Raw genomic sequence first — 25,054 nt, 5'->3', positions numbered from 1 at the left:
CTAACCCGCCATGTGGGAGATTTGATAAGGCATGAATTGGCTTGTTCTGATGAATTTATTATTAATAATATTGACCGATGCGCTTTGGCGTGCGATTCTCGGTCGCGCGGAGCCTGACGGTTCCGCCGGCCGCGCGCTGTGCGCGGCACGTCATAGGAGAAATCGATGGGCGTTCATGCCGCCATTCGCCTGAGGCCCTGCCTTTTCTGACCATGCGCGACGTTTCCTTGAATCCGATCCGGCCGTTCGTCACTGAAGTCACTGAACTCACCGGGCTCACGTGGCTCGACGACCCCGCGATTGCTAAGTCGCTTGTCACTCTTACGGAGGGCGCCATGCACGTGGTGGTCGCGCCTGAAGTCGGCGGCGCGCTCGCGGCGTACTGCGAGTCGACGCCAGAAGGCCCGCTTCACTGGCTGCGGCCAGCCACGCAAGCAGCGTTCGATCAACGCGATCCGCTGCGCATGGCAAGCTTTCCGCTCTTTCCCTACTGCAACCGGATTCGCGACGCACGTTTCCAGTTCAACGGCGGCACAGTCGATCTGAACGGCAACGACCTGCGCTTTACGCACGCGCTGCATGGCAACGCGTGGCGGCATCCATGGCAGGTAGGGGCGCGCACGGAGAGTTCCGTGGAATTGCACTTCGAGCACGAACCGGATTCACGGCAGCCCGGCGACTGGCCGTTCCGTTATCGCGCGCAGCAGCGCATCGAGTTGGTCGGCGGCGCGCTGCGCATTACGTTGTCCGCGCAGAATCTCGGTGACCGGCCGATGCCCTTCGGCATGGGCCATCACCCGTACTATCCGCGCACCGCACAGACCCGCGTCTACGCCGAAGTGCAAGCGATGTGGCATGCCGACGCCGACGTGCTGCCCACGCATCTCGGCCCGCACCCTGCAGTCGAGGCGTTGCGCCACGGCATGTCGCCGGACGCGTTCGCGCTCGACAACAACTTTGCCAACTGGTCGCGCGAGGCGACGATTGCATGGCCTGACGAACACCGTCAATTGACGATGACCGCCGATGCGCCCTTCGATCATATGGTGGTATTCGCGCCCGCCAACGATGCGCAACTGTGCGTGGAACCGGTGACCAACACGACCGATTGCTTCAACGCGATGGGCATGCGCGAGCAGGTGGGCGGCTGCGTGTTGCAGCCGGGTGAGGAGATCGCGGCGGCGCTGAACTGGACGCCGCGAAGAGGCTGATGCGTGTAGTAGTGCGCGTTGATCAGCGCTGCCCTGCCGGCTTCATGTTCGCGGCGGGCAAGAGAAAAAGGCGGCCATGCCGTCTTTTAACGAAGCTCACTCGACTCGCAGCCGCGCCATATACGGCAAATGATCCGACAGCCACGCGGTTTCCTGCGTCGGCTGGATCCATTCGACCGGCTCCATGCCGCGCACGAACATCTTGTCGAGCGCGAGCGCCGGCGAGAAGGCCGGAAATGTGCGGCCGGACTCGCCGAGCAGCGTCGCCACTTCCTGCAGGCCGTGTTCGGCGAACAGCGGCACCGAGTCGTTGCGCCAGTCGTTGAAGTCGCCGGCCAGCACCAGCGGACCTTCCGGCGCTTCCTTCGCGATCCAGTGCGCGATCCAGTTCATCTGCCGCAAGCGCGCCGAGCGCGTGAGCGCGAGATGCGCGCACAGCAGCGTGACCGAATGACCGCCGAAGGTCGCGCGCGCCACCAGCAGCCCGCGCTTTTCGAAGCGATGCGCGGAGATGTCCCAGCGCCCACCGAGATCGAGCGGATGCGGCGACAGAATCGCATTGCCATGCCGCCACGACGGCTTGAAGACGTTTGGCCCAAGCGCGATTTCGAGTTCGGCCGCGCGAGCGATCTCGGTGGCCTGACAGTGCCAGACATCGCTCAACGGATCGCCGAGCGGCGAGCCGAAACTACTTGCCAATATCGGCGAGGGCATGCGCCGCGCCATCGCTTCCTGTAAAAAATACGCGTCCGCATGGGTCGACTGAACCCAGCGCTGCATCGCCTGCCAAGCCTGAAAGCCGAGCGGTGTGCGGCCCTTATGCAGATTCCAACTGACCGCAATGAAATCCTTGGGCGCTGCGCTCTCGCGGATCAATTCTTCTGGGTTTCGCATGCCGCGTTGTCCACGTGTTCTGTTGGGGGCTTCGGTTGTTCGCTTGGGTTATTCGTTTCGGTTCGCGCAGTTCGCATTGCACTAGTTCGTGCTGTTCGCAAGGCTCGCACGCACGCGATAAACCAGGCTCGGATTCTTGTCGACGATCGTCCAATTGACCCACTGACCAGGCGGCAGCTTCAGGCCGGGATGGCTTGCGCTCACCTGACGCGGTTGCGGCGGCAACTTGCAACCGGTGTCGGTTTGTCGTGCGGCGTCTTCCTCGAATGTTTCCTGGGCTTCGATCGACAGCGTGACCGTGCTCGCATCCGCCTGCAGCGGCGAGATCGTCAGCGTGCGCGCCAGATCGATGCTGCCGCCGGGCTGATCTTTACAGCCGACGTTATGCTGGACCATCTTGTGATGCGTGTCCGTGCGCGCCTGGCCGACGGTGGTGGTGCCGTCGAACGAATCGATCTGCTGGCCGTCGCGCATGACCTGCAACTGCCATTGCACGGCCTGTTGCGCCGCCCCTTGTTGCGCGTTCGCAAGCAGCGAAGTGCCGAACAGCGCGGCGGCTAGCACGGCCACGATACTGGTTTTCCACATAGAAGGTTTCTCCGGTCGCTGCGTCCGGCAGAGTAGACAGAAGGCCATCTTACGCCTGATGGGCTGAACGCCTTTCTGACACTTCAAACGGGGCCGGGTTCAGCAAAACACCATTTCCGATGAGGAGGTGAATCCCCAAGGGGACGTCCTCCGGGGCATCGCAGGAAACACACCCTTGTTAGCAGCAGATCCGCATGACTGCTGGCTTGCACGCGAATATGGCCTCGCTACACTGGACCTGAAACGGTGTCCATCAGGCGCCGCAGCAGCAAGACCAGCCAGACGGGGTGTGCGATGACAACAGCAATGGTCAAACAGGAAATCGCCGTGGCATCTTTCAGTCGGGTGTACGACCTCGATCAGGTCGAGACCGCGCTGAACGAGCTCAGCGAAGGGGCGAACGAGGCGCTGCGCGCCACGTACGAAAAGATGCTGAAAACCGGCAATCTGCGCTTTTGTGTCAAGCCGAACCGGATGCCGTCGATCGACGATCTGATCGACGCGCTGCCCAACTTTTCAGAACCGCTCGACGACATCCGCAAGCAGGTCGCCTTGTGTCTCGAGACTGAAGACCGGCTTGAACTGATGCCGATCCTGTTGCTCGGCGACCCGGGCATCGGCAAGACGCACTTTGCCAAGCAATTGGCGCGAATGCTCGGCACCGCGTACCAATACGTGGCGATGAGTTCGCTGACAGCGGGGTGGATTCTGTCGGGCGCATCGTCGCAATGGAAGAACGCGAAGCCGGGCAAGGTGTTCGATGCGCTCGTGAACGGCAGCTACGCCAACCCCGTGATTGCCGTCGACGAAATCGACAAGGCCACGGGCGATTCGCAATACGATCCGCTCGGCGCGCTTTACGCGCTGCTCGAACACGACACGGCGCAGACGTTCATCGACGAATTCGTGGAGATTCCGATCAATGCCGGCCACGTGATCTGGATCGCGACCGCGAACGACGAGCGCTCGATTCCGGAGCCGATTCTGAACCGGATGAACGTGTATGAGATTCCGCCGCCGGATCGTGACGGCGCACGCCGTATCGCTCAATCGATCTACGACGAGATTCGCTCGGCGCATAACTGGGGTCTGCGTTTTCCCGAAACGCTCGGCGACGCCGCGCTCGATGCGCTGAAGCTGGCCTCGCCGCGTGAAATGCGGCGCGCGATTCTGAATGGCTTCGGCGCGGCACGCATCGACGGGCGGGATCGGATCGAAGCCGGCGACATCCGTCTGGATTACGGAAATCGGAGGAAACCGATCGGTTTTTGAGCATTTTTGCCCTGTTTTTGACAGAAAGCCGCCTTCGGACGGCTTTCTGAGGACACGAAACAGGCGGTTCGACACTTAAAACAGGATGAATGTCGCAGCAATTGTTGCTAGTTTCGCGATTTCGGAGGGTTTGCGTCGGTCCGTCTTCCGCCAGACAGGCGTCCGGCGGCAAGGTTGTCGCCATAGCCGGCAATGCTCCGAGGACGCAGGGCGATGCCATCGCGCACATGAAGATTCGAGCGCGACAATCGTCGACGGCGTACACTGGTCTTGTCCGGCCCATACGTTTAAGCCCTGCTCAAGACCGAATGCCCGCAGTCGTCTGCCTGCGGGCATTTCTGTCTGTGCAGCGTCGTACAATTTTGTATAGCGGGTGCGTAAGGCCAGGTGCGTTCGACAGCGAGCGGTGTGCGGTCCTCGATAGCCGTACCCTGTCTTCATGATTATCGGGTGAACGAGGCAGCGCGCGGCGAGGTTAGCCGCGTCAAGGGACATGGATCAGATCGAATGTGTAGTGATCGGCGCTGGTGTCGTCGGTCTTGCCGTGGCGCGCGCATTGGCGGCGCGCGGGCGCGAGGTGATCGTGCTGGAAGCGGCGGAAGCGATTGGCGTGGGCACCAGCTCGCGCAATAGCGAAGTGATTCACGCGGGGATCTACTATCCGCGCGGTTCGTTGAAAGCGGCGCTTTGTGTGCGCGGTCGCGAGATGCTCTACGACTACTGCGTCGAGCACAACGTGCCGCACTCGCGCTGCGGCAAACTGCTGGTCGCCACCTCGCGCAATCAGATTCCTCAGCTCGAAAGCATCATGGCGAAGGGCCGTGAGAACGGTGTGCTCGACCTGATGCGAATCAACGGCGACCAGGCGCAAGCGCTCGAACCCGCGCTCGAATGTGTGGAGGCCGTGTTCTCGCCGCAGACGGGCATCGTCGATAGTCACCAATTGATGCTGGCGATTCAGGGCGACGCCGAGCGCGACGGCGCGGTGTGTGCGTTCCATGCGCCGGTCAAGGCGATCGAAGCGAGCAACGGCCGCTTCATCATCAACGTGGGCGGCAGCGCGCCGACCACGATCAGCGCAGCCTGCGTGATCAATAGCGCCGGTTTGTACGCGAATGCGCTGGCGCGCAAGATTCGCGGCCTCGACGCGCGGCATGTGCCGCCGCTTTATCTCGCGCGCGGCAACTACTTCAGCATCTCGGGGCGCGCGCCGTTCAGCCGTCTGATCTATCCGATGCCGAACGAAGCCGGCCTCGGCGTGCATCTGACGATCGATCTCGGCGGCCAGGCGCGTTTCGGTCCCGACGTCGAATGGGTCGATGTGATTAATTACGACGTCGATCCGCATCGTGCGGATTCCTTTTACGCGGCGATTCGCGCGTACTGGCCCGCGCTTCCCGACGATGCCTTGCAGCCTGCTTATGCGGGGATTCGTCCGAAGCTTTCCGGCCCAGGCGAGCCCGCCGCCGACTTCGTGATTCAAGGGCCGGCCGCGCATGGCGTGCGCGGGCTGGTCAATCTGTTCGGTATCGAGTCGCCTGGATTGACGGCATCGCTAGCGATCGCTCAGCGTGTCTGCGAACTGAGTGGGCGCGCTTAATTGTCGCACCCTCGCGTTTTCACCTCGCTTCTCGCCCCGCTGCTCACGTCATGCGAGCAACGGACATTCCGAGCGCGTAACGAGCGCGCGGGGGAGTGCAAATTCGGTTATCTCTATCATTTGGGTCGTCACGCGCGACAGCTTCATTGCTATCCTTAGGGACCGCTGTCATCAGAACGGCGATCAGTTCAATATAAATGGAGTGAGTCCCCATGAAATCTTCCCGTCGTACGTTTTTGATCACCAGCATTGGTGTGGCATCCACGTTTGCCCTATCGCGCCAGGCTTTCGCCGACGCACCGAAGGTCGCCGAGACCGACCCGACCGCACAAGCGCTCGGCTACAAGGCCGACGCGAGCAAAGTCGACAAGGCCAAGTTCGCGAAATACGCAGCGGGCCAGGACTGCGGCAACTGCAGCTTCTATCAAGGCAAGCCGACCGACCCCTACGCGGGCTGCCCGATGTTCGCGGGCAAGCAGGTCGCGAGCACAGGTTGGTGCAGCGCATATAACAAGAAGGCCTGATTACGTTTCAGCCGCATACACATTCAGTGTCGCGGTAAATGCGCCGCAACATTGCGGTGCCGGACTGCGGTCTGATCATCGAGGCGTCTGCCGCCCTGCGCGACAGACGCCTTTTTGCTGCTTGAAAACAGCTTGTGCGCTCTTTACACTCCAATGCGATTGCGGCGGCGGGCATTGTTTTTCTCTCTCGCGCCAGGGCGCACTAACGCACGCTGAAGCACATCTACGCTGAGACGCCGTACCACGCGACATTTTTCGCAGGCTGGAGATTCGAATGGCACCAGCGTTACGGAGCCTCAATACACGCGCCGTCATGGCGGCCGTGATCGGCAACGCGCTCGAATGGTACGACTTCACCGTGTTCGGTTTCCTCACGGTGGTGATCGCACAATTATTCTTTCCAGCAGGAAACGACTATTCGTCGATGTTGCTGACTACCGCAACCTTCGGCGTCGCATTCGTCATGCGGCCGATCGGCGGCATCGTACTTGGACTCTACGCCGATCGGGCGGGACGCAAGGCGGCGCTATCGCTCGTCATCGCGCTGATGACGCTCGGCATTCTGCTGCTGGCGATTGCCCCGCCGTATTCGGCGATCGGCATCGGCGCGCCTTTGATGATCGTGCTCGGGCGTCTGTTGCAGGGTTTCTCCGCCGGTGGTGAATTCGGCAGTTCTACAGCTTTGCTGATCGAAGCGGCGCCGTTCTCGAAGCGCGGCTTCTACGGCAGTTGGCAGATGGCGAGCCAGGCGGCGGCGCTTCTGCTCGGTGCGGTGGTTGGCGCGTTGATCACACACGGCCTCTCGCCCGAGGCGCTGAAGTCATGGGGTTGGCGCGTACCGTTCATTCTGGGCTTGATCATCGGGCCGATCGGGTTTTATATCCGCCGGCATCTCTCCGATTCGGAAGCCTTTCTGCTGGCGCAAAAGACGGCGCGGCGCGCGACGCTCGGCGAAGTGTTCAGAAGCCATAGCCGCGACGTGCTGTGCGGACTCGGCGCGGTAATCGCGCTCACCGTGACGATCTACGTGCTGATCAGCTATCTGCCGACCTTCGCGGTCAAGCAACTGAAGTTGCCTTATGCGCAATCCTTTTACGCGGTGATCGTCGGCAATCTGCTGCTCACCGTGCTCTCGCCGTTGACGGGCGCATGGTCGGACAGGATCGGACGCAAGGGACTTTCGCTGTGGTCGCTGGTACTCACGCTCGTGATCATCTATCCGCTGTTTGCGTGGCTCGCGGCGGAGCCGAGCGTGTCCAAGCTGGTTCTCGTACAGGCGCTACTGTCGATTACGCTGTCCGGATACTACGGACCGTTCGGCGCGTTGATCGCCGAACTGTTCCCGGCGAACGTGCGCTCGATCGGGTTATCGCTCGCGTACAGCGTCGCGGTGATGCTGTTCGGCGGCTTCGGGCCGTTCGTCGTGACGTGGCTCATCAACACTACGGGTTCGCCGCTCGCGCCGACTTATTACGTGATGGGCGGATTGGCGTTGTCGATCGTGGCAGTGGCGTGCATTCCCGGCAAGCGCCACGCGGATCTCGATGCGCGGCGCAAACCGGCTTGAGGGTTCAGTCGTTCGGCGCCCGTTCGTCTAGCTGCGTGCCGGTATCAACGGTGGCCGTTTGTCGAACCACGGCCGCGCCGCTTCGAGTTGCGCGGCCAGTCGCAACAGCGTTGCTTCGCCGCCGTTACGCGTGGCGAACTGCACGCCGATGGGCAGCCCGCGCGCGTTCCAGTAAAGCGGCACCGACATCGCCGGTTGTCCGCTCAGATTGAACAACGCTGTGCATCCCGCCCATGCGAACCCCTTGTTCGACGCTTCGGTCAGCACCTTCTTCATCAGGGCTTCGAGCGGCATCGCCGTGACGGCGCGCATCTGCATGCGCTCCGCGGAGGTGGGGTGCATTTCGCCGATCTTGATCGGCGCGTCGGCGAGCGTCGCGCACAGCAGCACGTCGTAGCGGTTCAGCAAATCGGTGAGACGCTCTGTGATGCGGCGCTGTTCTTCCAGTGCGCTGGGCAGGCCGTGCTCGCCGAGTTTGCGGCCGATGTGCGCCATCGTCCATGTCGAGATTTCGAATTCGTCGCGCAGCGGCTTGCGGCCGGTGATGCGATCGGCGTTCAGCACCATTTCTTCCGCCGTCACCGACCAGATCATCAGGAACGCATGGCGGACTGCCGCGAAATCGATGCCGAGCGACACCGGTTCGATGTTATGGCCTAGCGAACTGGCGAGTTGCGCGGCGTCTTCGAGCGCGGCGCGCGAGTCGGCGGAGAGCGAGAAGGCCAGCATCGGATCAGTGACGTAGGCAATGTTCAGCGGCTTGCATGGCTCGCGGCTGGCGCCAAGGAAAGTGCCCGGCGCGCCGAGCGGCCTGTCCGCGTTGCCCGCCAGCAGATCGAGCAGCAATGCACTGTCGCGCACACTGCGCGATACCGCGTGATCGATGCCGAGTTCACCGACTGCGGCAGTCGGTGTCGCGCGCGGGACACGTCCGCGCGAAGGCTTGAGGCCGAATAGTCCGCAACATGAAGCGGGAATGCGGATCGAGCCGCCACCATCCGATGCATGCGCGAGTGGCACGATGCCCGCAGCCACTGCCGCGGCCGCACCGCCGCTCGAACCGCCAGGCGTGTGGTCGAGATTCCACGGATTGCGGCACGCGCCGAACAATTCGGGCTCCGTATAAGGCATCTGACCGAGTTCGGACGTACTGGTCTTGGCGAAGATGTTGAGACCGGCCGCCTTTGCGAGCGCGACGACCGGCGCGTCCTCGGTAGGAATGAAATGGCGATAGTGACGGCTGCCCATCGACATGCGCAATCCGGCGACCGCTGCGCCCAGATCCTTGATCAGATAGGGCACGCCCGCGAGCGCTGCTTGCGTGCTGCCACCATCCGCTTGGTTCGCGCCGTTCGCTCTGTTCGCATCATCGCGCGAGGCACGCTGACGGGCGGCGTCGTAGTCCTTCAGGACGATCGCATTGATCGCGGGATTGACGGCCTCGGTGCGGGAGATCGCGATGTCCAGCAATTCGCGCGCGCTTGCTTCGCGGCTTCGAACCAGTTCGGCGAGGCCGATGGCGTCATGGGCGAGATAGTCTGATTGCACGACGGAGGGACCCTCGCTATCGAGTGTTATTACAACCGCTCACCGAGGAAGATCAGCGTGCGGCCATGCGCGAGCGCTGCAGCGGGCTGGCTATACGACGCGCGGTCCGAGCAGTTGAAGCCGTGATCGGCGTTCGGATAAATGTTGAATTCCGCATCGGCACGGCCGGCGAAGCGCTCCTGGATCTGGCCGACGGCCGACAGCGGGATATGCGCGTCGAGTTCGCCGTAGTGGAATTGCATCGGCACTTTGATCTTCGCGGCCTGCTCGAGCTTGTTCTGGATGCCGCCGCCGTAGTACGCCACCGCGCCGTCGAGCGTGCCTTGCGCGGCGGCCAGATACGCGAGCTGACCGCCGAAGCAGAAGCCGATCGCCGCAATCTTGCCGGTCACTTCCGGCATCGCGCGCAGCGCCGCGGCGGCTGCGCCGATATCGGCCACCGCCAGGTCGACATTGGTCTTTTGCATCAACTCGATGCCTTTCTCGCGATCCGCGCCGTCATACGTCAATTCGACGCGCGGCTGCACGCGCCAGAAAATGTCCGGTGCGAGCGCGACGTAGCCGTCTTGCGCGTACTGGTCCGCGACCGAGCGGATGTGGCTGTTCACGCCGAAGATTTCCTGAATGATGATGACGGCCGGTCCCTTGCCGCCTTTGGGCAGCGCCAGATAGCCGCCGAAACTGTCGTTGCCGACGGGAATGTCGATCCAGCGGGAAGTCGTGCTCATGTTGCTCTCCATTTACTCGTGCGTCGATGCGCGGGGTCGGTCTGAATGAATGCCAGAGGCCTGAATACCTGAGACGGGCGGTCAGTTTGCCATCAAAAGAAACGGCTTGCATTGAGGCCGCGCGCGGCCTGACGACGCCCGCCGCGCGGCGATAATCTCGTAAGGCGATTGAAACATTCTCGATAATTCATTTCTCCGCGCGCGCACGGCTCGGTAGAGTCTAAAGTCCTGGCTCGTCGATGCTACGAGCGCTTTGCCGGAGAGGGAATCGATCATGAATGAAGGCAGTTTTGTGACGCCGTTTGCGGCGCGTTTCGAGTTGCGGGTGCCGGTCGTGCAGGCGCCGATGGCCGGCGGCGCGACGACGCCTGCGATGGTGGCGGCGGTATCGAATGCCGGCGGTCTTGGGTTCCTCGCGGCGGCGGCACTGTCGCCCGAGAAGATCGCGAGCGAAGTCGTGGCGATTCGCGCGCTGACGGATCGCCCGTTCGGCGTGAATCTGTTTGTACTGGAGCCGGCCGCGCCGGACGAAGCCACCGTGCGTCACGCGCTCGAAGCAATCGATCCATTGCGCACGGCCCTCGGTTTGCCACCGGGTCAGCCGCTCGAACGCTACGCGCCGGATTTTCGCGCGCAACTGGAAACGCTGATTGAATTGCGCGTGCCGGTGGCGAGTTTCACGTTCGGATTGCTTTCCGCCGCCGACGCCGCCCGACTGCATGCGAACGGCCTATATGTAATAGGCACCGCGACGCATGTTGCCGAGGGTGTCGCCTGGCGCGACGTGGGCGCAGATGCCATCACCGCGCAAGGCGCGGAGGCGGGCGCACATCGCGGCACCTTCATCGGCGCATTCGAGGAGGCGCTGGTCGGCACGATGGCGCTCGTACCGCAACTCGTCGATGCGACCGGGCTGCCGGTACTGGCCGCCGGCGGCATCATGGACGGACGCGGCATCGTCGCCGCACTCGCGCTCGGCGCGCAAGCCGCGGTGATGGGCACTGCGTTCCTCACTTGTCTGGAGAGTGCGATACCGCAGGCATGGAAAACCCGAGTACGTTCGATGTCCGACACATCGACCTCCGTGACGCGCGCGATCACCGGCCGTCATGCGCGCGGCATACGCAATCCGTTGATGCAGCGGTTAAGCGAGTCGGCGCATAAGGTCGCGCCTTATCCGGTGCAAAACGCCTTGACGCAGGAACTGCGGCAAACCGCGAGCCGCGCGGATAACGGCGACTACCTGTCTCTATGGTCAGGCCAGGGCGCGCCGCTTGGCCGCAAGCGCCGGGAAGGCCTCGGCGCTGCCGAACTGGTTGGGCAACTCGAGCAGGAATGGCATGCTGTGGCAGCACGGATCGGCGCGCTCAAACGTTGATTCGGCATGGCTCAGACGCGCGTCGCAGCAACTGCGACGCGCTTTGTTTTTACGCACAAAGCCTATTCGAAACATTAACGGTTTAACACGCTAAAAGCTTTAGGCCGCGCTGTTAGACGATAGGCGAACCTAGCGGAAACCCGCATGGGCTGGTGCTTTCCAGCCTGTCTTTCCAGCCGGAATCGACTCCTGTTGGATAAACGCTATTAGTGTTCATCCCACTTCCTCAAAAAAGTCCCACAATTTAATTTGATGGCCTACACTTGCGCGCAAGTACGGTTTGCCGTCTGCCACAAACAGTCCGGTGAACGTACTGGCCAAGTGCATGAACGATGCAACCGGCGTGGTCGTCCACGGGACTGAGCGACACGTGTAGGGAAGCGGGGGCACAGGGCGATTACGTTGTTTTTGGGACCGAAACTGGAGACTTACATGAACATCAAGATTCAAAAGCTGTTGCCGATCAGCGCTGCGGCCATGTTGTTTGCGTCGTTGGCAACGGGCGCGGTGGCGGACGAGGTCGTCAAGATCGGCCACGTTGCACCGTTGACCGGCGGTATCGCTCACCTGGGTAAAGACAACGAAAACGGCGCACGTCTGGCTGTTGAAGAAATCAACGCCAAGGGTCTGACGATCGGTGGCCAGAAAATCACGCTGCAACTCGACGCACAGGACGACGCAGCTGACCCGCGTACGGCTACGCAAGTCGCGCAGAAGCTGGTTGACGATAAGGTCGTCGCAGTGGTCGGCCACTTGAACTCGGGCACCTCGATCCCGGCTTCGAAGATCTATAGCGATGCTGGCATCGTGCAGATCTCGCCGTCGGCAACGAACCCGGCCTACACGCAACAAGGTTTCAAGACGACGTACCGTGTCGTGGCGACCGATGCGCAACAAGGTCCGGCGCTGGCTAACTATGCAGCCAAGGGTCTGAAAGTGAAGAGCGTCGCGATCGTCGACGACTCGACCGCTTACGGCCAGGGTCTCGCCAACGAATTCGAAAAGACCGCCAAGTCGCTGGGCCTGAACGTGATGTCGCATGACGCGACGAACGACAAGGCTGTCGACTTCCGCGCGATTCTGACGAAGATCAAGGGCGAAAACCCGGACGCGATCATGTACGGCGGTATGGACGCAACCGGCGGCCCGTTCGCCAAGCAAGCCAAGCAGCTCGGCCTGCGTGCGAAGGTGCTGGCGGGCGACGGCGTGTGTACCGACAAGCTGTCGGACCTGGCTGGCGACGCAACCGACAACATCGTCTGCTCGGAAGCCGGTATGGCGCTCGAGAAGATGGCTGGCGGCGCAGCGTTCCTCGCCAAGTATCAGAAGCGTTTCGGTCAGCCGATCCAGATCTACGCTCCGTTCACGTATGACGCTGTGTACATCATCGTCGACGCTATGAAGCGTTCGAACTCGACCGATCCGTCGAAGATCCTGGCAGCTATGCCGGCGACCGACTACAAGGGTGTGATCGGCGAAACCACGTTCGACTCGAAGGGCGACCTTCAACACGGCGTGATCTCGCTGTACAACTACAAGGCAGGCAAGAAGACGCTGCTCGACGTAGTGAAGATGTAAGAGCCGCATGACCGAAGACAGCCTGGTTTGTCTTCGATCAAGCAGATAAAAGGCACGCGCGCCGCAAGGCTCGCGTGCCTTTTCTTTAGAGCGTTTGCGTGCGAGGCTAGCGGGTTTGAGCACATCGTTTGGGAGAATGCCGTGACCACTGTGATCCGTTCGATCGACAACGGCTGGCGCCGCTGGATTGCCGAGAATCTGCTGCTCGACGCACCGCCGCCTGCCCTGCACGGTGCGCTGGTCGGGCATGGTTTCGACCCCGCCGAAGCCGCGCGCGAAATCGAGGCGGCGCTCGCGAGTCCTTACTTTGAGGGTGCCGTGCGCTTGCGCAATCGTTTGCGCAAGCGTGAATGGATATTGTCGGTGTACGGCACGCTCAATCGTATGCGCGCCGGAAGCGGCGTGATCGAACGGCGCGAGCGTTTATCGCGTGACGAGTTCTTTGAGCAGTACTACTTTCAGAACCGGCCGGTCATCATCACCGGCGCTTTCGATTTCTGGCCGGCGCGCACGCAGTGGAGTTTCGACTACTTTCGCGAGCGGTGCGGCGATTGTGAAGTCGAGGTGCAGTTCGGCCGCGAGTCGGATGCGAATTATGAGATCAATCAGCCGAAGCTCAAGCGCATGATGCGCTTTGCCGATTATGTCGATCTCGTCGAGCGCAGCGGCCCGACTAACGACTTCTACATGACCGCCAATAACACCTCGCACAATCGCGCGGCCCTCGCTGCGTTATGGTCAGACGTGCCGACTATCCGCGAATATCTCGATGCCGAGTCGCCCGATACGGGTTTTTTCTGGATGGGGCCGGCAGGAACGAAGACGCCGTTTCACCATGATCTGACCAATAACTTCATGGCGCAGGTGATCGGCCGCAAACAGATCAAGCTGGTGCCGTTGTCCGATACGCCGCATATGGCGAACATGCTGCATTGTTATTCGGAGGTGGACGGCGGTGCGATCGACTACGAGCGTTTCCCGTCGATGCGCAATGCGCATTTGATGGAATGCACACTCGAACCCGGCGAATTACTGTTTCTGCCGATCGGCTGGTGGCATTACGTGGAAGGACTCGATGCATCGGTGACGATGACGTTCACCAATTTTCTGCAACGTAACGACTTCTCGCGCGACTACGTGACATATCACGAGCTGTGACAAAAAAAATCGGCGAGCCGGTTGACCCGGCTCGCCGCCCCCCTTCGACGCTTGTTTTTCGCGTCTTTATTTGCTGTCGTTATTCGTATTCGTTACTTCTTGCTCGTCAGGCCGCCCAGACCGCCGAGCAAGCCACCGCCCGTGGTGCCGCCGGTCGAGGTCCCCGAACCGGTCAATGCGCCGGTGACAGTGCCCAGCAGGCCGGTGATCGGCGCAAGCGGGTTGCTGGTACTGCCAGTGCCGCCCGAACCCGCTGCCGACCCGAGCGCGCTTGTCAGCGACGACACTGCCGACGTCACCGGTGCCAGCGGGCTGCCGCTGCCGCCGGTCCCGCCGCTCAATGCACCCGTGACCGAGTTCAGCACACCGGTCAGCGGTGCCAGCGGGCTGCTGCCTGAGCTACCGCCGAGCCCACCGAGACTGCCGGTGACGGTGTTGAGGACGCTGGTCAGCGGTGCGAGCGGGCTGCTGCCTGAGCTGCCGCCGAGGCCACCGAGACTGCCGGTCACCGTGCTAAGGACGCTGGTAATTGGCGCAAGCGGGCTGCCCGAACCGCTGCCGCCGATCAGGCCGCCGCTCAAGGTGCCGGGCAACGCGGTGAGAATGCTGGTCAACGGCGCCAGCGGATTGCCCGTTGCGCCACCGCTGCCGCCCGGATTCAGGATGCCGGTGAGGCCGCCGAGCGGGTTGCTGCTGCTTGTGCCGCCCGCTGTCAGCAGGCCGCCGGCGGACGTGACCGTGTCGCCGAGCTTGGTCACGACATTGCCGAGGTTCTGGCCGATCGGGTTGTTGGTCGCGCTGCTGACCTGGCTGCCCGCGGTGTCGAGGCCGTGACCGATGGTCGACAGCAAACCGTTCAGCGGTGCGCCGAGTCCGGTCGTATCGCCGACGGTTTGGGTCGTTTGCGCGAGCGTGGCGGTGATCGGCGTGATCGCGGTGCTGACGGTTTGCGTCACTTGCTGGATCTGGCCGTTCGTCGGCTGGGAGCCCAGTTGCGTGCCAAGGCTGCTGACTGCAACGCCGAGCGTCGAGACCGTGCTGCCGAGCGGCGTGGTCAGCGGACTGAGCGGTGCGGTGGGACCGCTGCCGAGACTCGTCACGAGCTGACCGGCGCTGTTGACGGCCTGGCCTGCGTTATAAATCAGGCCGCCGCTGCTCGCCAGCGTCGTGCCGAGCGGATCGGTGGAACTGCCGAGCTGGCCGGGGCCGTTCACCGCACCCGTGCCGACTGCGGTGACAACGGCGCCGAGATTCGAGACGACGTTGCCGAGCGCGGTCGTGGTGGCCGGGTTCGCGCCGGGGATCGGCGTGAGGCCGATCTGGCTGCCGACCGCGGAGACGGTTTGGCCGGCTGAGCTCACCACGTTGCCGGTGTTCTGGACGACGACGCCGATCGGATTGGCGCTGGTTGGCGTGGGCGTCGGCGTCGGAGTGGGCGTAGGTGTCGGCGTCGGAGTGGGCGTAGGTGTCGGCGTCGGTGTCGGTGTAGGCGTCGGTGTCGGTGTAGGCGTGGGCGTCGGCGTCGGAGTGGGCGTAGGTGTCGGCGTCGGTGTGGGCGTCGGTGTGGGCGTCGGTGTGGGCGTCGGAGTCGGCGTTCCGCCTCCCGAGCCGCTTCCCGAACCAGAACCCGAGCCGCTGCCGGAACCACTACCCGCCCCGGCCTTGGCGCCCGGGACGGTCAACGTGCTTCCGCATCCGGTCAGTAAGATCATCGACGTTACGCACATGGCGATCGCCGACAGTTTGAAATTGCGATTCATGGTCTGCTCCCCCGTAATTTGAAAATTGCTGGGAAGCTAACTGCAAGGCCTATGCCACTTGTGTTCGCATGCTCGATTCGATGAGTAAAGTCATACAAATCAAGAGGTTGGGAGAGGGTGTGTGACGCGATGAAGGTGTTGATGCCGCCGATGTGGCGGGGAACACATCAGCGTTCAGGCCGCGCGTAACGTAACGTAAGAACGCGGGTTTTCATATGGCGTGACGCTCGTCGATGCAACAGCAGCGCGCGTCTGCGTCAGATCTTCAAACGCCGCAGCACCTTCGGACCCGCGATCGCGATCAGCGCCGAACACAGGGCCACCACGGACAATCCGATCGGCAGGCTGGTCGCCTGCGTCACTGCGCCGATGATCACGGGCCCGAGCAGCAGCCCGAAGTACGCCAGCCCGGCGACATGCGCGAGTCCTTCGGCCGCGTGAATGCCTTTGACGCTCGCAGCGGCCGCAAACAGCACGGGCATCATGTTCGCGAGGCCGAGACCCATCAGCGTGAAGCCGATGAGGGCGATGACCGGATTCGGCAGCAGCAGTGCGCCGACCATCCCCGCGCAGGCAAGCGACGCGCTCGCCATCACCAGTTGCGGTGCGCCGAAGCGGGCGCGCACGGCGTCGCCGGCGAAACGCGCCGCCGCCATTCCGCCCGAAAACGCCGCGTAGGCCGCGCTCGCGAGGGCCGGCGTGGACAGCACGACGTCGCGCATGTAGACGGTAGCCCAGTCGTACATCGCACCTTCGGCGATCAGCGCGACCAGCGCCATGGCACCGAGCGCCCACAAGGCCGGCGATCGCCAGCGATTGGCGCGCGGCGTGGCGGCGTCGGGATGGTCGGCGTGGGGCACGTGCGGCAGTACGGAAGGGCTGGCCGCAATCAGCACCAGCGCGCTGATCGCCGCGGCCAGCGTGAGATGCACAGCCGGCGCCATGCCACGCGACAACAGGACGCCGCCCACCGCCGCGCCGACCATTCCGCCGACGCTGAACATGCCGTGCAGCGCTGACATGATCGGCTTGCCGAGCGTTTTCTCGACAGCGCTGGCTTCCGCGTTCATCGCGACGTCGAGCGTGGCCATGCCCGCGCCGAAGACGGCCAGCACGATCAGCAACATCCAGTAAGCCGGCACGATCAGGATCAGCACCGCACATGCCGACATCACCAGACCGCCCGTCAGACAGGCCCGGCGCGTGCCGACCCGCGCAATCCAGGACGCATTCGCCGCCATTGCGCCGATCGAGCCACCGGCGAGAGCAAGCAGTGCGTAGGAGAGCATCGCCGCGTTCAAATGGAAGCGGTCGCGCACTGTCGGCACGTGCACGCCCCACGACGCGTACATCATGCCGGCGATGAAGAACAGCGCCATCGTGGCGATACGGGCGCGCTGCCGCGCGGTGTCGGAGAGATCGCGATGAGCCGCGGGGAGGGTGACGAATTCGGCGGAGCGGTCGGACACGGAAATCTCGGGGAGGGAGAACGCCTGAGAAAGCGCGTTGAAAGCGAATTTCCGATTCTAACGAAGCGCGCTGTCTTATGCTTGGAGCAGATCGATCCAATGCCTGGCCATCGAGGAACGCGCACTTGAACATTCCCGCTCACGCTCCGCTGCATCTGCTTCATATGGTCGCTATCGGTACGCTCGCAACTCACGCGCGTCAGCCGGAAGGTTTTCCTTATCCTTCGGTGCTGCCGTTCGCGCCGGACCCGCAGCATCGTCCGACGATCCTCGTGAGCCGGCTCGCCGAGCATACGCACAACCTGCACGTGGACCCGCGCGCCGGCTTTCTGGTCGTCGACGCACCGGACGGCGACGTGCTGAGCGGCCAGCGCGTCACTTTGCTCGGCACGTTCGAACCGGTCGACTCGACTCCAGAAGTCGTACAGCGCTATCTGCGCTATCACCCGGACGCCGAACGGTACCTGGTTCTCGGCGATTTCACGTTCTGGGCAATGAGGCTCGAACGGCTGCGCTACATCGGCGGCTTCGGCGCGATGGGCTGGCTCGCCGGCGCCGACCTCGATCCACTGCCGCCACTCGGCTTCAACGAAGAAAACGCGCTGATCGAACATTTCGCCGGTCATTCCCCGGGCGCCAGCGGACTTCAATTGCTCGGCGTCGATCGCTATGGCGCTGATCTGAAGGTGGACGGCGCACGTACCCGTTTTGTCTTCGACGATGCGAAACGCAATACCGAAACCTTGCATGCGGCGCTCGAAGATTGCATCCAGCGCCACGCTAATTAAGTTTCGATTGCTGTTTCGGGAAAACACTCATGCTGCAATAACAAGGCAGAGCACGGGTCGTAATATGTTCCGACGTTTCATGTTAAAGCTTTCATGGCATGAAATGTTGGGACATTTTTTTTATCTTAAATTTCATTTTTTGATAATTAATCCAATAATGATCGATGTGCGACCATGCTTTTCAGCGGAATGCGAAAATTAGCTATTTGAAAGGGTCTGCGTAACATCGCGTCGGAGTGAAATTTTTTGAAACGAATTGAGATTAATTTTACGACGGCGCTTTTGTAGTCTTTCTATTTTGTGTTAATCTCGCCATCAAATTCCGAGGCATGATCACTTCAAAGGGCAAGCTGGCTTAAGACTGGCAGTCATTTATCCAAACCACAAGGGAACCTATGTCTTCCTACAAGGAACTACTCGCCCAGCGCGAGAAGCTCGAAAAGCAGATCGAAGAAGCAAAGTCGCGTGAATATGCAGAAGTGTTGAATGAGATCAAGCAGAAAATGGCCGATTACGGCATTTCGCTGACTGAACTCGGTGGTGGCCGTGGTGCCAAGGCTGCTAAGGCCGGTCGTCCGCGTGCAGGCGTCGCGCCGAAGTATCGTGATCCGGATAGCGGTAGCACGTGGTCGGGCCGCGGCAAGCCGCCGCGCTGGATCGCAGGTCTGGATCGCGAGAAATTTCTGATCCAGAAGTAATAGTTATACGGTCAATCAGTGACGCATATAGCGCCTGCTGTTACCAGAAAAAAACCGCGTACCGTCAGGGCGCGGTTTTTTTATTGTCGCTGCAAATTGCCGCGACTCTTTGTCACACGCGTTCCATGAAACTGGAACGCGAATGCTTTTCGTTTAGATAAGCGTCTGATTTAAAAGGTTTTTTTGTGGTTTATCCAGCGCATATCAAGATGGGCCGGGTAGAATACAGGCATTGAACTCTTCACGTCGTTTCAGAGATGCCTTCCACCGCCGCCGTCCAGTCCGTCGAGAAACATCGCGTCGCGCGCAAAAGTACCTTTGTCAGTATTGCGCTCAATACGGTGCTGATGGCGCTGCAAATCGTCATCGGGGTGTTTGCCCATTCGCAGGCGCTGGTCGCCGACGGTATCCATTCGTTAGCCGATCTGATTTCCGATTTTGTCGTGCTAATCGCTAATCGGCACAGCGGCGCCAAGCCCGACGCGGATCACAATTACGGACATAGCCGCTATGAAACGGTTGCGTCATTGTTTTTGGGTGCGCTGCTGATTGTGGTCGGCGTCGGTATGTTGTGGCGTGCCGGCACGCGTCTCGCCGATTTGCAAAGCATCCCTGCCGTGCATATGAGCGCGCTCGCGGTGGCTGTGCTGGTGCTGATTTTCAAGGAAAGCCTGTTTCGCTACATGCTGCGCGAAGCGCAACGCGTGCGTTCAGCGATGTTGATTGCGAACGCATGGCACGCACGCTCGGACGCCGCTTCGTCATTGGTGGTCGCGATTGGCATTATCGGCAGCCTCGCAGGCGTGCGTCTGCTCGATCCGATCGCCGCGGCGATTGTCGGTTTCATGGTGGCGCGCATGGGCTGGATGTTCGGCTGGGACGCGCTGCAAGATCTTTCCGACCGCGCGCTCGACGAAGCCACCTCCACCGACATGCGCGCGCTATTGCTCGCGACGCCTGGCGTACGCGACGTGCATGAAATGCGCACCCGCAAGATGGGTGACTTCGCTCTCGTCGATGCGCATATTCTGGTCGACCCGCTGATCTCGGTATCGGAAGGGCACTACATCGCCGAATCGGCGCGCTTGCGCGTGCTGGCCGACAACCGCGTGCTCGACGCGCTGATCCACGTCGACCCGGAGAACGACGCGATTGCGCGCCCGCCCGTCAATCTGCCGACTCGGGAGCGGGTCGTTGCCGTTGTCAACGCGGCGTTCGCCGCGGGTGGCATGAAGGCCGCAGCGGTCAATATGCACTACTTGAGCACGGGGCTCGATGTCGAAGTGGTTTTGCCGACGCCGGGATCGCGCACGGCCGAAAGCGATGAGCCGTGTCTGGCTCGTGTCGATCTGGACGCGCTCAGACGCCGTCTCGGTGCCCGCAAGCTGGACGTGCTGCAGGGGGTGGACGTACTGCAGGCCGAAAGCGGCGTCTCGACGAAAGCAGGGCCCGGCGACACCATCGCCAGCGCCAAGGCTGAGCAACCGCATAGCGCCACGTGAGTGCGGTTACAGTCTCACAGCGGCAATTGCGTATCGAATTTGATCTCGCGCAGCACAACGCTCGTACGCACTTGCGCGACCGCGGGAATCTTGAAGATGCGTTCGTGCAGAAAGCTGTCGTACGCCTTGATGTCCGGCGCGACGATCTTGAGGATGTAATCGGATTCGCCGGTCGTGCTGTAGCACTCGGTGACCTCCGGGCAGGTAGCGATTTCCCGCTCGAATTGTTCGACCCCGCCCTCGGTGTGGCGCGTGAGATGGATATGCGCAAGCGCGCAGACGTGCAGCCCCAGCTTTTCGCGATCCAGCAATGCCGTGTAGCGCTGGATCACCCCTGATTGCTCCATATCCTTGATACGGCGCCAGCACGGGGTGCTCGACAGGCCGACCTGGTCGGAAATCTCTTGTACGGACCGGCGTGCGTCGAGCTGCAGCAGGCGCAGGATTTTTTGAGAGAACGTATCGAGTGTCAACTGCGCCTCCGTTGGCGTCGCCCTATCAACGCATGGTAGAGGTCTCGAAAACGAAACGCAATGTAAAACGGCTTCGGCGAGGGAGATTACCTAATTTGCTGGTTCCTCAGCGGCGTTTTGTCCTGAGCCGTCCCCATCTTTAGCGGCCACCAGCGTGGCTGCCTGGACCGCGCGCAGATCCTTGAGCATGTTGCAGAAAAGCGCGCCCTGTTCGATCGCGTCATCCAGCGCGACATGCGTGTGCGGATGTTCGTCGAACCAGTGCTTCGGGAAGCGCGGCTTGATGTTCTTGCGGTACGGCAGGCCAGTCAGTGCGAAGGCCAGTGTCTTGATGTCGAGCGCCGACCACGAAAACGGACAGCGGCCGACAAACCGCATCATGTACCAGAACATATAGGTGAAGTCGAAACCGGCCGGCATCGCCACGAACACCGGCTTGCCCGGCAGCGCCTCCACCCATTCGACATAGGCCGTCAGTGCGGCCTGCGGATCCTGCAAATCCTTGCGGCAGGCTTCCCACGCTTCAGGCTGCGTCTTCCACCATGCTTCCTGCACCGGATGCGGCTTGGCGCCGTCTAGCAATTCGAGATTCGCGGAGAAGGTGGCGATCAACTGCTTGTCTTCCGTGTATGCGGCGGAGGCGAAACTGAGCATCGAATGCGGGCCGGGAATTGGGCCGTCCGCTTCGACATCGGTGCTCACGTAGATTTCGCTGCTCATGCTTTGACTCCGTCGGCGACATACGGATTGGTGCGGCGCTCAGCGCCGAACGTCGAGGTGGGACCGTGGCCCGGAACGAAGGTGACGTCGTCGCCGAGCGGCCAGAGTTTTTCGCGGATCGCGCGGACCAGGTCGGCGTGATTGCCGCGCGGAAAATCCGTGCGGCCGATCGATCCGGCGAACAGCACGTCACCCACCAGCGCGAGCCGATGTGCGCGGCTGAAGAACACCACGTGGCCTGGCGTGTGGCCGGGACAATGATAGACCTCGAGGGTTTCGTCGCCGAATTGCACGGTCTCGCCGTCTTGCAGCCAGCGATCCGGCTCGAACGCTTCGGCAGCAGGAAAGCCGAAGCGCGTGCTTTGATCCGGCAGCTTGTCGAGCCAGAAACTTTCGTCGGGATGCGGCCCTTCGATCGGCACGCCGTAGTGTGTGGCGAGCGTCTTCGCGCCGGCACAGTGATCGATGTGGCCATGCGTGAGGAATACTTTTTCGACCGTCACATTCTGGCGTGCGATTTCACCCTGGATGACATCCAGGTCGCCGCCCGGATCGACGACGGCCGCGCGTCCGGTTGCCTCGCAAACGAGCAGCGAGCTGTTCTGCTGGAACGGCGTAACGGGGATCAAGGTGACTTTCATGGACGACGGCGCCGCTGGAAAAACGTTGATTGTACCGGCGTCTCGTCGACGCTCGTCGAGGGCGCTGAGGCCCCGCTGCAGCGGGCTTTGAGCTGCCCATTTTTGCAGCAAGAGTGAAAATTCATCAAGGTTTTCAGTCGCTTGCCATCCCAAAATTTTCTTTTGGGTATAATGGCCTCCATGCACAAGGAATTGTGCATGCCACACGGCGATGCGTCCCCATCAAAAATGGGCACGCGGATTGCCACTCAAGTATGGGCTGTCGCAGTTTTGGGCGGCCATCAGGTATCGATGCATTCGATGCACACGTCTTACCCAGCCAGGCGCCGCGCGCCTGCAACGGACTTAAATTCCGTGACGCTGGGTGGGGCCTACGCCGCTGTTCCTGCGCGCTGAGTTCCGCGTGCAAGAACGTGTTTGCCACGTTCGATGGCGGCATGTGGGGTCTGGTCAGGCTGCCGGGGACAGGTTGCGCCAGACGTGAAAATTAACCGTGCGGTAGCGGCTGGGTAAGCCGCATCCGGGCTTTGACGTACTGCGCTCTTCTGCGCGGCGCGTTGTCGTCCATTGCCGCCGGAGTCGCAGGCAACACGCTCAACTTTTCGCGTGATGCGGCTCGACAATTTGATTGCACGTCTTATGAAAACTCGGTTATCCCGTGGTCTGGGGACTCTTTTTGCCTTTTTTGTGCTGGCCGGTTGCGCCACGCCTCCGGGCGCGAGCAACACGTCGGAAAGCGGCGTACCGCTGAGCACGAAGAATGCGCAGGCAGGTTCCTTCGGCCCGCAAGCTTTCGGTAGCGCGCCGGCATCCGACGCAGCCGCCAAAGGCTCGTCGCTGGCCGATGCCAAGCCGCTGACTGACGGCGGTTCGGGCATTTCGGACTTTCAGCAGACCGGTCGCGCTTCGTGGTACGGCCGCGGCTTCCATGGCCGCCGCACGGCCAACGGCGAACGTTTCGACATGCACGCGCTGACTGCGGCACATCGCACGTTGCCGCTCGGCTCGTATGTTCGCGTGACCAATCCGGCTACGTCGCGCTCGGTTGTCGTGCGCATCAACGATCGTGGCCCGTATGCGCGTGGCCGGATCATTGACCTGTCGATGGCCGCCGCCGCCGTGCTCGACATGCGCCACGCCGGTACGGCCCGGGTCAAGATCGAAGGGTTGACGCGTCAGGAAGCACGCGCTGAGCTGAATGAAACGCTGGCGTCGAACTCAGGTTCGAGCGCAGAGAAGTAATGCCGGGGCCGCGGGCGCGCCTCTGACGCGCTCGTGACGCCGGGCAACATGGCGCTAACTCGCGCCGTTGTTCGCCGAAAGACAAAGGGCCGCTTCGCGCGGCCCTATTCTTTTACTCATCAACCGTGGCTGCACGCGCCGCTCATTCCTTGCGGTCCTGGCTCGCGCTGCGAGCCTGATCCGCTGGCGCACATCCCTTCCCGTCCGCTTTATTCCTCGTCTTTCTTAAGCGCCAAAGCGCGCGTGTAGAGCGCGTTGCGCGATGCACCGGTGAGGGTCGCCGCAACTTTCGCCGCGCTGCTCACCGTCAACTCTTCCAGCAGGATGCCCAGTAACGCGTCGTGATCGTGTTCGCCAGCGGCTTCCGGCTGCGCACCTTCCACCACCAGGACGAACTCACCGCGTTGCCGGTTCGGATCGGCCGCGAGCCACGTTGGCCCTTCGGCCAGGGTGCCGCAGTGCAGCGCTTCATGTAACTTCGTCAATTCCCGTGCGATCAGCAGCTTGCGCTCGCCGCCGAATGCGTCAGCCAACGCCTGCACCGTTTCGACGATCCGGTGCGGCGCTTCGTAGAACACCATCGCGTGTGGATGGTTCGCGAGCGCTTGCAGTGCCGCGGCGCGTGCTTTTGCCTTCGGCGGCAGGAAGCCGAGGAACGAGAACGTCGCGACCCAGTCGCCGGCCGCGCTTAATGCGGTGGCGAGCGCGCTTGCGCCGGGCAGCGGAATGACCGGGAAACCGGCTTCGCGCACCGCGTCGACGAGTTTCGCGCCGGGGTCCGAGATGCCGGGCGTGCCCGCATCGGATACGTAGGCCACGCGTTCGCCCGCTTGCAAGTGTTCGATCAGGCGCAGCGCCGCGGCCCGCTCGTTGTGCTGATGAACCGCGACGAGCGGCTTCGAGATGCCGTAGCGCGCGAGCAATTGGCCGGTGTTGCGGGTGTCTTCGGCGGCGATGCGGTCCACCAGTCCGAGCACATGCAACGCGCGCAGCGTGACGTCGGCGATGTTGCCGATCGGCGTGGCCACCACATACAGCGCGGCGGCAGGGTACTGCTGCCCCTGCGCGAGTTCGGAGAGAGGAGTCATGAGACAGAAGACGCAGACAGACAGAACGAGGCCGCCATTGTGCCACGCAGCGGCGCGTGAACCGGGTGGTGGGCAGGTGAGTGCGCGGGCCGACGGCCACAACTTTTCGAGACCAACCGGGTCCAAACTCGTCGGCGCGGCTTTCGAGGCGCGTGCGATGGAGTTTTTGCAGCGGCAGCGTTTGCGTCTCGTCGCGCGCAACGTGCTGTGCCGGGGCGGTGAGATCGATCTGGTGATGCGCGACCGTGACGGCTCGCTGGTGTTCGTCGAAGTTCGCGCGCGTGCGCAGCAACATTATGGCGGCGCGGCGGCGAGCATCGGCTGGCAAAAGAAGCAGCGGATCGTGCGTGCCGCGCGGCATTACCTGGCAACCCGCAGCAGGCGTTCGCACGATGAGCCCGCATGCCGTTTCGACGTGATTGCGTTCGAAGCGGGTCGGCTCGTGTGGCTGCGCGATGCGTTTCGCGCTGACGAAGTCTGATGCAGTGCGGGGAGAACGCGCGTGAGTGCGATAAACTTGCGCTCGCGTGCGGGCCTCGTGAACCACACCGGCGTATAGAAAGCAGCGACGAGGTAGCGCATTTCGCGATGTTTTTGCGCATCCGCACTGTGTTGCCGGCATGGTTC

The 25,054-nt window shown here is 62.1% G+C and carries 23 protein-coding genes; 13 read left to right on the top strand and 10 right to left on the bottom strand.

The window, feature by feature from the left end:
* Positions 1-212 precede the first annotated feature (212 nt).
* On the top strand, positions 213-1,211 hold the full coding sequence (locus M0D64_RS38420) for an aldose 1-epimerase (RefSeq protein ID WP_266261501.1): 999 nt from the start codon (positions 213-215) through the stop codon (positions 1,209-1,211).
* A 96-nt stretch (positions 1,212-1,307) separates the two neighbouring features.
* Here M0D64_RS38420 and M0D64_RS38415 read toward each other — a convergent pair whose 3' ends face one another.
* A complete protein-coding gene (locus tag M0D64_RS38415; protein ID WP_154558900.1) occupies positions 1,308-2,105 on the bottom strand; it encodes an endonuclease/exonuclease/phosphatase family protein in 798 nt (265 codons plus the stop codon).
* Between the two features lie 81 nt (positions 2,106-2,186).
* Complete coding sequence (locus tag M0D64_RS38410) at positions 2,187-2,693, bottom strand: hypothetical protein (protein ID WP_266261500.1); 507 nt, start codon at positions 2,691-2,693, stop codon at positions 2,187-2,189.
* Between the two features lie 294 nt (positions 2,694-2,987).
* Here M0D64_RS38410 and M0D64_RS38405 point away from each other — a divergent pair, with 294 nt between their 5' ends.
* The 4 genes from M0D64_RS38405 to M0D64_RS38390 all read left to right on the top strand — a co-directional run bounded on the left by M0D64_RS38405 (position 2,988) and on the right by M0D64_RS38390 (position 7,656).
* On the top strand, positions 2,988-3,965 hold the full coding sequence (locus tag M0D64_RS38405) for an AAA family ATPase (protein WP_266261499.1): 978 nt from the start codon (positions 2,988-2,990) through the stop codon (positions 3,963-3,965).
* A gap of 493 nt (positions 3,966-4,458) precedes the next feature.
* Positions 4,459-5,565, top strand: a complete 1,107-nt coding sequence (locus tag M0D64_RS38400; protein ID WP_154558897.1) for an NAD(P)/FAD-dependent oxidoreductase — start codon at positions 4,459-4,461, stop codon at positions 5,563-5,565.
* A 212-nt stretch (positions 5,566-5,777) separates the two neighbouring features.
* Positions 5,778-6,089: a high-potential iron-sulfur protein gene (locus tag M0D64_RS38395; RefSeq protein WP_154558896.1), complete on the top strand. Its 312-nt coding sequence runs from the start codon at positions 5,778-5,780 to the stop codon at positions 6,087-6,089.
* A gap of 274 nt (positions 6,090-6,363) precedes the next feature.
* The gene (locus M0D64_RS38390) at positions 6,364-7,656 is read left to right on the top strand and encodes an MFS transporter (RefSeq protein WP_266261498.1); all 1,293 of its coding nucleotides are present in this window, start codon (positions 6,364-6,366) and stop codon (positions 7,654-7,656) included.
* A 27-nt stretch (positions 7,657-7,683) separates the two neighbouring features.
* Here the strand turns inward: M0D64_RS38390 and M0D64_RS38385 are convergent, their stop codons facing one another.
* Both M0D64_RS38385 and M0D64_RS38380 read right to left on the bottom strand, forming a co-directional pair.
* Positions 7,684-9,204 carry an amidase gene (locus tag M0D64_RS38385; RefSeq protein ID WP_171925058.1) on the bottom strand — a complete coding sequence of 507 codons (1,521 nt, stop codon included), beginning with the start codon at positions 9,202-9,204 and terminating at the stop codon, positions 7,684-7,686.
* 29 nt (positions 9,205-9,233) lie between these two features.
* Entirely contained in the window at positions 9,234-9,932 is a 699-nt protein-coding gene (locus M0D64_RS38380; protein WP_266261497.1) for a dienelactone hydrolase family protein, read from the bottom strand.
* Positions 9,933-10,206: 274 nt separating this feature from the next.
* On the opposite strand from M0D64_RS38380, the gene M0D64_RS38375 reads away from it, so the two are divergent.
* From M0D64_RS38375 to M0D64_RS38365, 3 genes are all read left to right on the top strand, one after another.
* Positions 10,207-11,310 (top strand): nitronate monooxygenase family protein, encoded by a 1,104-nt coding sequence (locus M0D64_RS38375; protein WP_266261496.1) that lies wholly within the window; start codon positions 10,207-10,209, stop codon positions 11,308-11,310.
* A gap of 432 nt (positions 11,311-11,742) precedes the next feature.
* Positions 11,743-12,888 (top strand): branched-chain amino acid ABC transporter substrate-binding protein, encoded by a 1,146-nt coding sequence (locus tag M0D64_RS38370; protein ID WP_154558892.1) that lies wholly within the window; start codon positions 11,743-11,745, stop codon positions 12,886-12,888.
* A 141-nt stretch (positions 12,889-13,029) separates the two neighbouring features.
* Complete coding sequence (locus M0D64_RS38365) at positions 13,030-14,046, top strand: cupin-like domain-containing protein (protein ID WP_266261495.1); 1,017 nt, start codon at positions 13,030-13,032, stop codon at positions 14,044-14,046.
* A 92-nt stretch (positions 14,047-14,138) separates the two neighbouring features.
* On the opposite strand, the gene M0D64_RS38360 is transcribed toward M0D64_RS38365, so the two are convergent.
* Both M0D64_RS38360 and M0D64_RS38355 read right to left on the bottom strand, forming a co-directional pair.
* Positions 14,139-15,806, bottom strand: a complete 1,668-nt coding sequence (locus M0D64_RS38360; RefSeq protein ID WP_266261494.1) for a collagen-like triple helix repeat-containing protein — start codon at positions 15,804-15,806, stop codon at positions 14,139-14,141.
* Between the two features lie 257 nt (positions 15,807-16,063).
* Positions 16,064-17,275, bottom strand: a complete 1,212-nt coding sequence (locus tag M0D64_RS38355; RefSeq protein WP_266261493.1) for an MFS transporter — start codon at positions 17,273-17,275, stop codon at positions 16,064-16,066.
* 125 nt (positions 17,276-17,400) lie between these two features.
* Here M0D64_RS38355 and M0D64_RS38350 point away from each other — a divergent pair, with 125 nt between their 5' ends.
* The 3 genes from M0D64_RS38350 (at position 17,401) to M0D64_RS38340 (ending at position 20,263) form a co-directional block, all read left to right on the top strand.
* The gene (locus tag M0D64_RS38350) at positions 17,401-18,063 is read left to right on the top strand and encodes a HugZ family protein (RefSeq protein WP_266261492.1); all 663 of its coding nucleotides are present in this window, start codon (positions 17,401-17,403) and stop codon (positions 18,061-18,063) included.
* Between the two features lie 395 nt (positions 18,064-18,458).
* Positions 18,459-18,761, top strand: a complete 303-nt coding sequence (locus M0D64_RS38345) for an H-NS family nucleoid-associated regulatory protein (protein ID WP_054037926.1) — start codon at positions 18,459-18,461, stop codon at positions 18,759-18,761.
* Positions 18,762-19,018: 257 nt separating this feature from the next.
* Entirely contained in the window at positions 19,019-20,263 is a 1,245-nt protein-coding gene (locus M0D64_RS38340; RefSeq protein ID WP_266261491.1) for a cation diffusion facilitator family transporter, read from the top strand.
* Positions 20,264-20,277: 14 nt separating this feature from the next.
* On the opposite strand, the gene M0D64_RS38335 is transcribed toward M0D64_RS38340, so the two are convergent.
* From M0D64_RS38335 to M0D64_RS38325, 3 genes are all read right to left on the bottom strand, one after another.
* Positions 20,278-20,736 (bottom strand): Lrp/AsnC family transcriptional regulator, encoded by a 459-nt coding sequence (locus M0D64_RS38335; RefSeq protein ID WP_012431468.1) that lies wholly within the window; start codon positions 20,734-20,736, stop codon positions 20,278-20,280.
* 90 nt (positions 20,737-20,826) lie between these two features.
* Entirely contained in the window at positions 20,827-21,456 is a 630-nt protein-coding gene (locus M0D64_RS38330; protein WP_266241887.1) for an exonuclease, read from the bottom strand.
* Positions 21,453-22,097, bottom strand: coding sequence for an MBL fold metallo-hydrolase (locus M0D64_RS38325; protein WP_097390963.1), 645 nt, complete (start codon positions 22,095-22,097; stop codon positions 21,453-21,455). The genes M0D64_RS38330 and M0D64_RS38325 overlap by 4 nt, the downstream gene beginning before the upstream one ends.
* Before the next feature lie 609 nt (positions 22,098-22,706).
* Here M0D64_RS38325 and M0D64_RS38320 point away from each other — a divergent pair.
* Positions 22,707-23,339: a septal ring lytic transglycosylase RlpA family protein gene (locus M0D64_RS38320; protein WP_266261490.1), complete on the top strand. Its 633-nt coding sequence runs from the start codon at positions 22,707-22,709 to the stop codon at positions 23,337-23,339.
* A gap of 209 nt (positions 23,340-23,548) precedes the next feature.
* On the opposite strand, the gene rsmI is transcribed toward M0D64_RS38320, so the two are convergent.
* The gene (rsmI, locus tag M0D64_RS38315) at positions 23,549-24,427 is read right to left on the bottom strand and encodes a 16S rRNA (cytidine(1402)-2'-O)-methyltransferase (RefSeq protein ID WP_266261489.1); all 879 of its coding nucleotides are present in this window, start codon (positions 24,425-24,427) and stop codon (positions 23,549-23,551) included.
* On the opposite strand from rsmI, the gene M0D64_RS38310 reads away from it, so the two are divergent.
* On the top strand, positions 24,426-24,908 hold the full coding sequence (locus M0D64_RS38310) for a YraN family protein (RefSeq protein WP_266261488.1): 483 nt from the start codon (positions 24,426-24,428) through the stop codon (positions 24,906-24,908). The two genes, rsmI and M0D64_RS38310, sit on opposite strands and share 2 nt — an antisense overlap.
* Positions 24,909-25,054 lie beyond the last annotated feature (146 nt).

The organism is Paraburkholderia sp. WS6, assembly GCF_030464835.1.
Taxonomy (GTDB): domain Bacteria; phylum Pseudomonadota; class Gammaproteobacteria; order Burkholderiales; family Burkholderiaceae; genus Paraburkholderia; species Paraburkholderia madseniana.
This window is presented reverse-complemented; position numbering and strand designations above follow the sequence as displayed.

What these genes read in the sequence shown, in the direction of transcription:
- M0D64_RS38370 (WP_154558892.1), top strand. Translation starts at nt 11,743, where the DNA reads ATGAACATCAAGATTCAAAAGCTGTTGCCGATCAGCGCTGCGGCCATG.
- rsmI (WP_266261489.1), bottom strand. Translation starts at nt 24,427, where the DNA reads ATGACTCCTCTCTCCGAACTCGCGCAGGGGCAGCAGTACCCTGCCGCC.
- M0D64_RS38325 (WP_097390963.1), bottom strand. Translation starts at nt 22,097, where the DNA reads ATGAAAGTCACCTTGATCCCCGTTACGCCGTTCCAGCAGAACAGCTCG.
- M0D64_RS38415 (WP_154558900.1), bottom strand. Translation starts at nt 2,105, where the DNA reads ATGCGAAACCCAGAAGAATTGATCCGCGAGAGCGCAGCGCCCAAGGAT.
- M0D64_RS38375 (WP_266261496.1), top strand. Translation starts at nt 10,207, where the DNA reads ATGAATGAAGGCAGTTTTGTGACGCCGTTTGCGGCGCGTTTCGAGTTG.
- M0D64_RS38340 (WP_266261491.1), top strand. Translation starts at nt 19,019, where the DNA reads ATGCCTTCCACCGCCGCCGTCCAGTCCGTCGAGAAACATCGCGTCGCG.
- M0D64_RS38400 (WP_154558897.1), top strand. Translation starts at nt 4,459, where the DNA reads ATGGATCAGATCGAATGTGTAGTGATCGGCGCTGGTGTCGTCGGTCTT.
- M0D64_RS38390 (WP_266261498.1), top strand. Translation starts at nt 6,364, where the DNA reads ATGGCACCAGCGTTACGGAGCCTCAATACACGCGCCGTCATGGCGGCC.
- M0D64_RS38320 (WP_266261490.1), top strand. Translation starts at nt 22,707, where the DNA reads ATGCGGCTCGACAATTTGATTGCACGTCTTATGAAAACTCGGTTATCC.
- M0D64_RS38310 (WP_266261488.1), top strand. Translation starts at nt 24,426, where the DNA reads ATGAGACAGAAGACGCAGACAGACAGAACGAGGCCGCCATTGTGCCAC.
- M0D64_RS38395 (WP_154558896.1), top strand. Translation starts at nt 5,778, where the DNA reads ATGAAATCTTCCCGTCGTACGTTTTTGATCACCAGCATTGGTGTGGCA.
- M0D64_RS38405 (WP_266261499.1), top strand. Translation starts at nt 2,988, where the DNA reads ATGACAACAGCAATGGTCAAACAGGAAATCGCCGTGGCATCTTTCAGT.
- M0D64_RS38360 (WP_266261494.1), bottom strand. Translation starts at nt 15,806, where the DNA reads ATGAATCGCAATTTCAAACTGTCGGCGATCGCCATGTGCGTAACGTCG.
- M0D64_RS38330 (WP_266241887.1), bottom strand. Translation starts at nt 21,456, where the DNA reads ATGAGCAGCGAAATCTACGTGAGCACCGATGTCGAAGCGGACGGCCCA.
- M0D64_RS38410 (WP_266261500.1), bottom strand. Translation starts at nt 2,693, where the DNA reads ATGTGGAAAACCAGTATCGTGGCCGTGCTAGCCGCCGCGCTGTTCGGC.
- M0D64_RS38345 (WP_054037926.1), top strand. Translation starts at nt 18,459, where the DNA reads ATGTCTTCCTACAAGGAACTACTCGCCCAGCGCGAGAAGCTCGAAAAG.
- M0D64_RS38420 (WP_266261501.1), top strand. Translation starts at nt 213, where the DNA reads ATGCGCGACGTTTCCTTGAATCCGATCCGGCCGTTCGTCACTGAAGTC.
- M0D64_RS38380 (WP_266261497.1), bottom strand. Translation starts at nt 9,932, where the DNA reads ATGAGCACGACTTCCCGCTGGATCGACATTCCCGTCGGCAACGACAGT.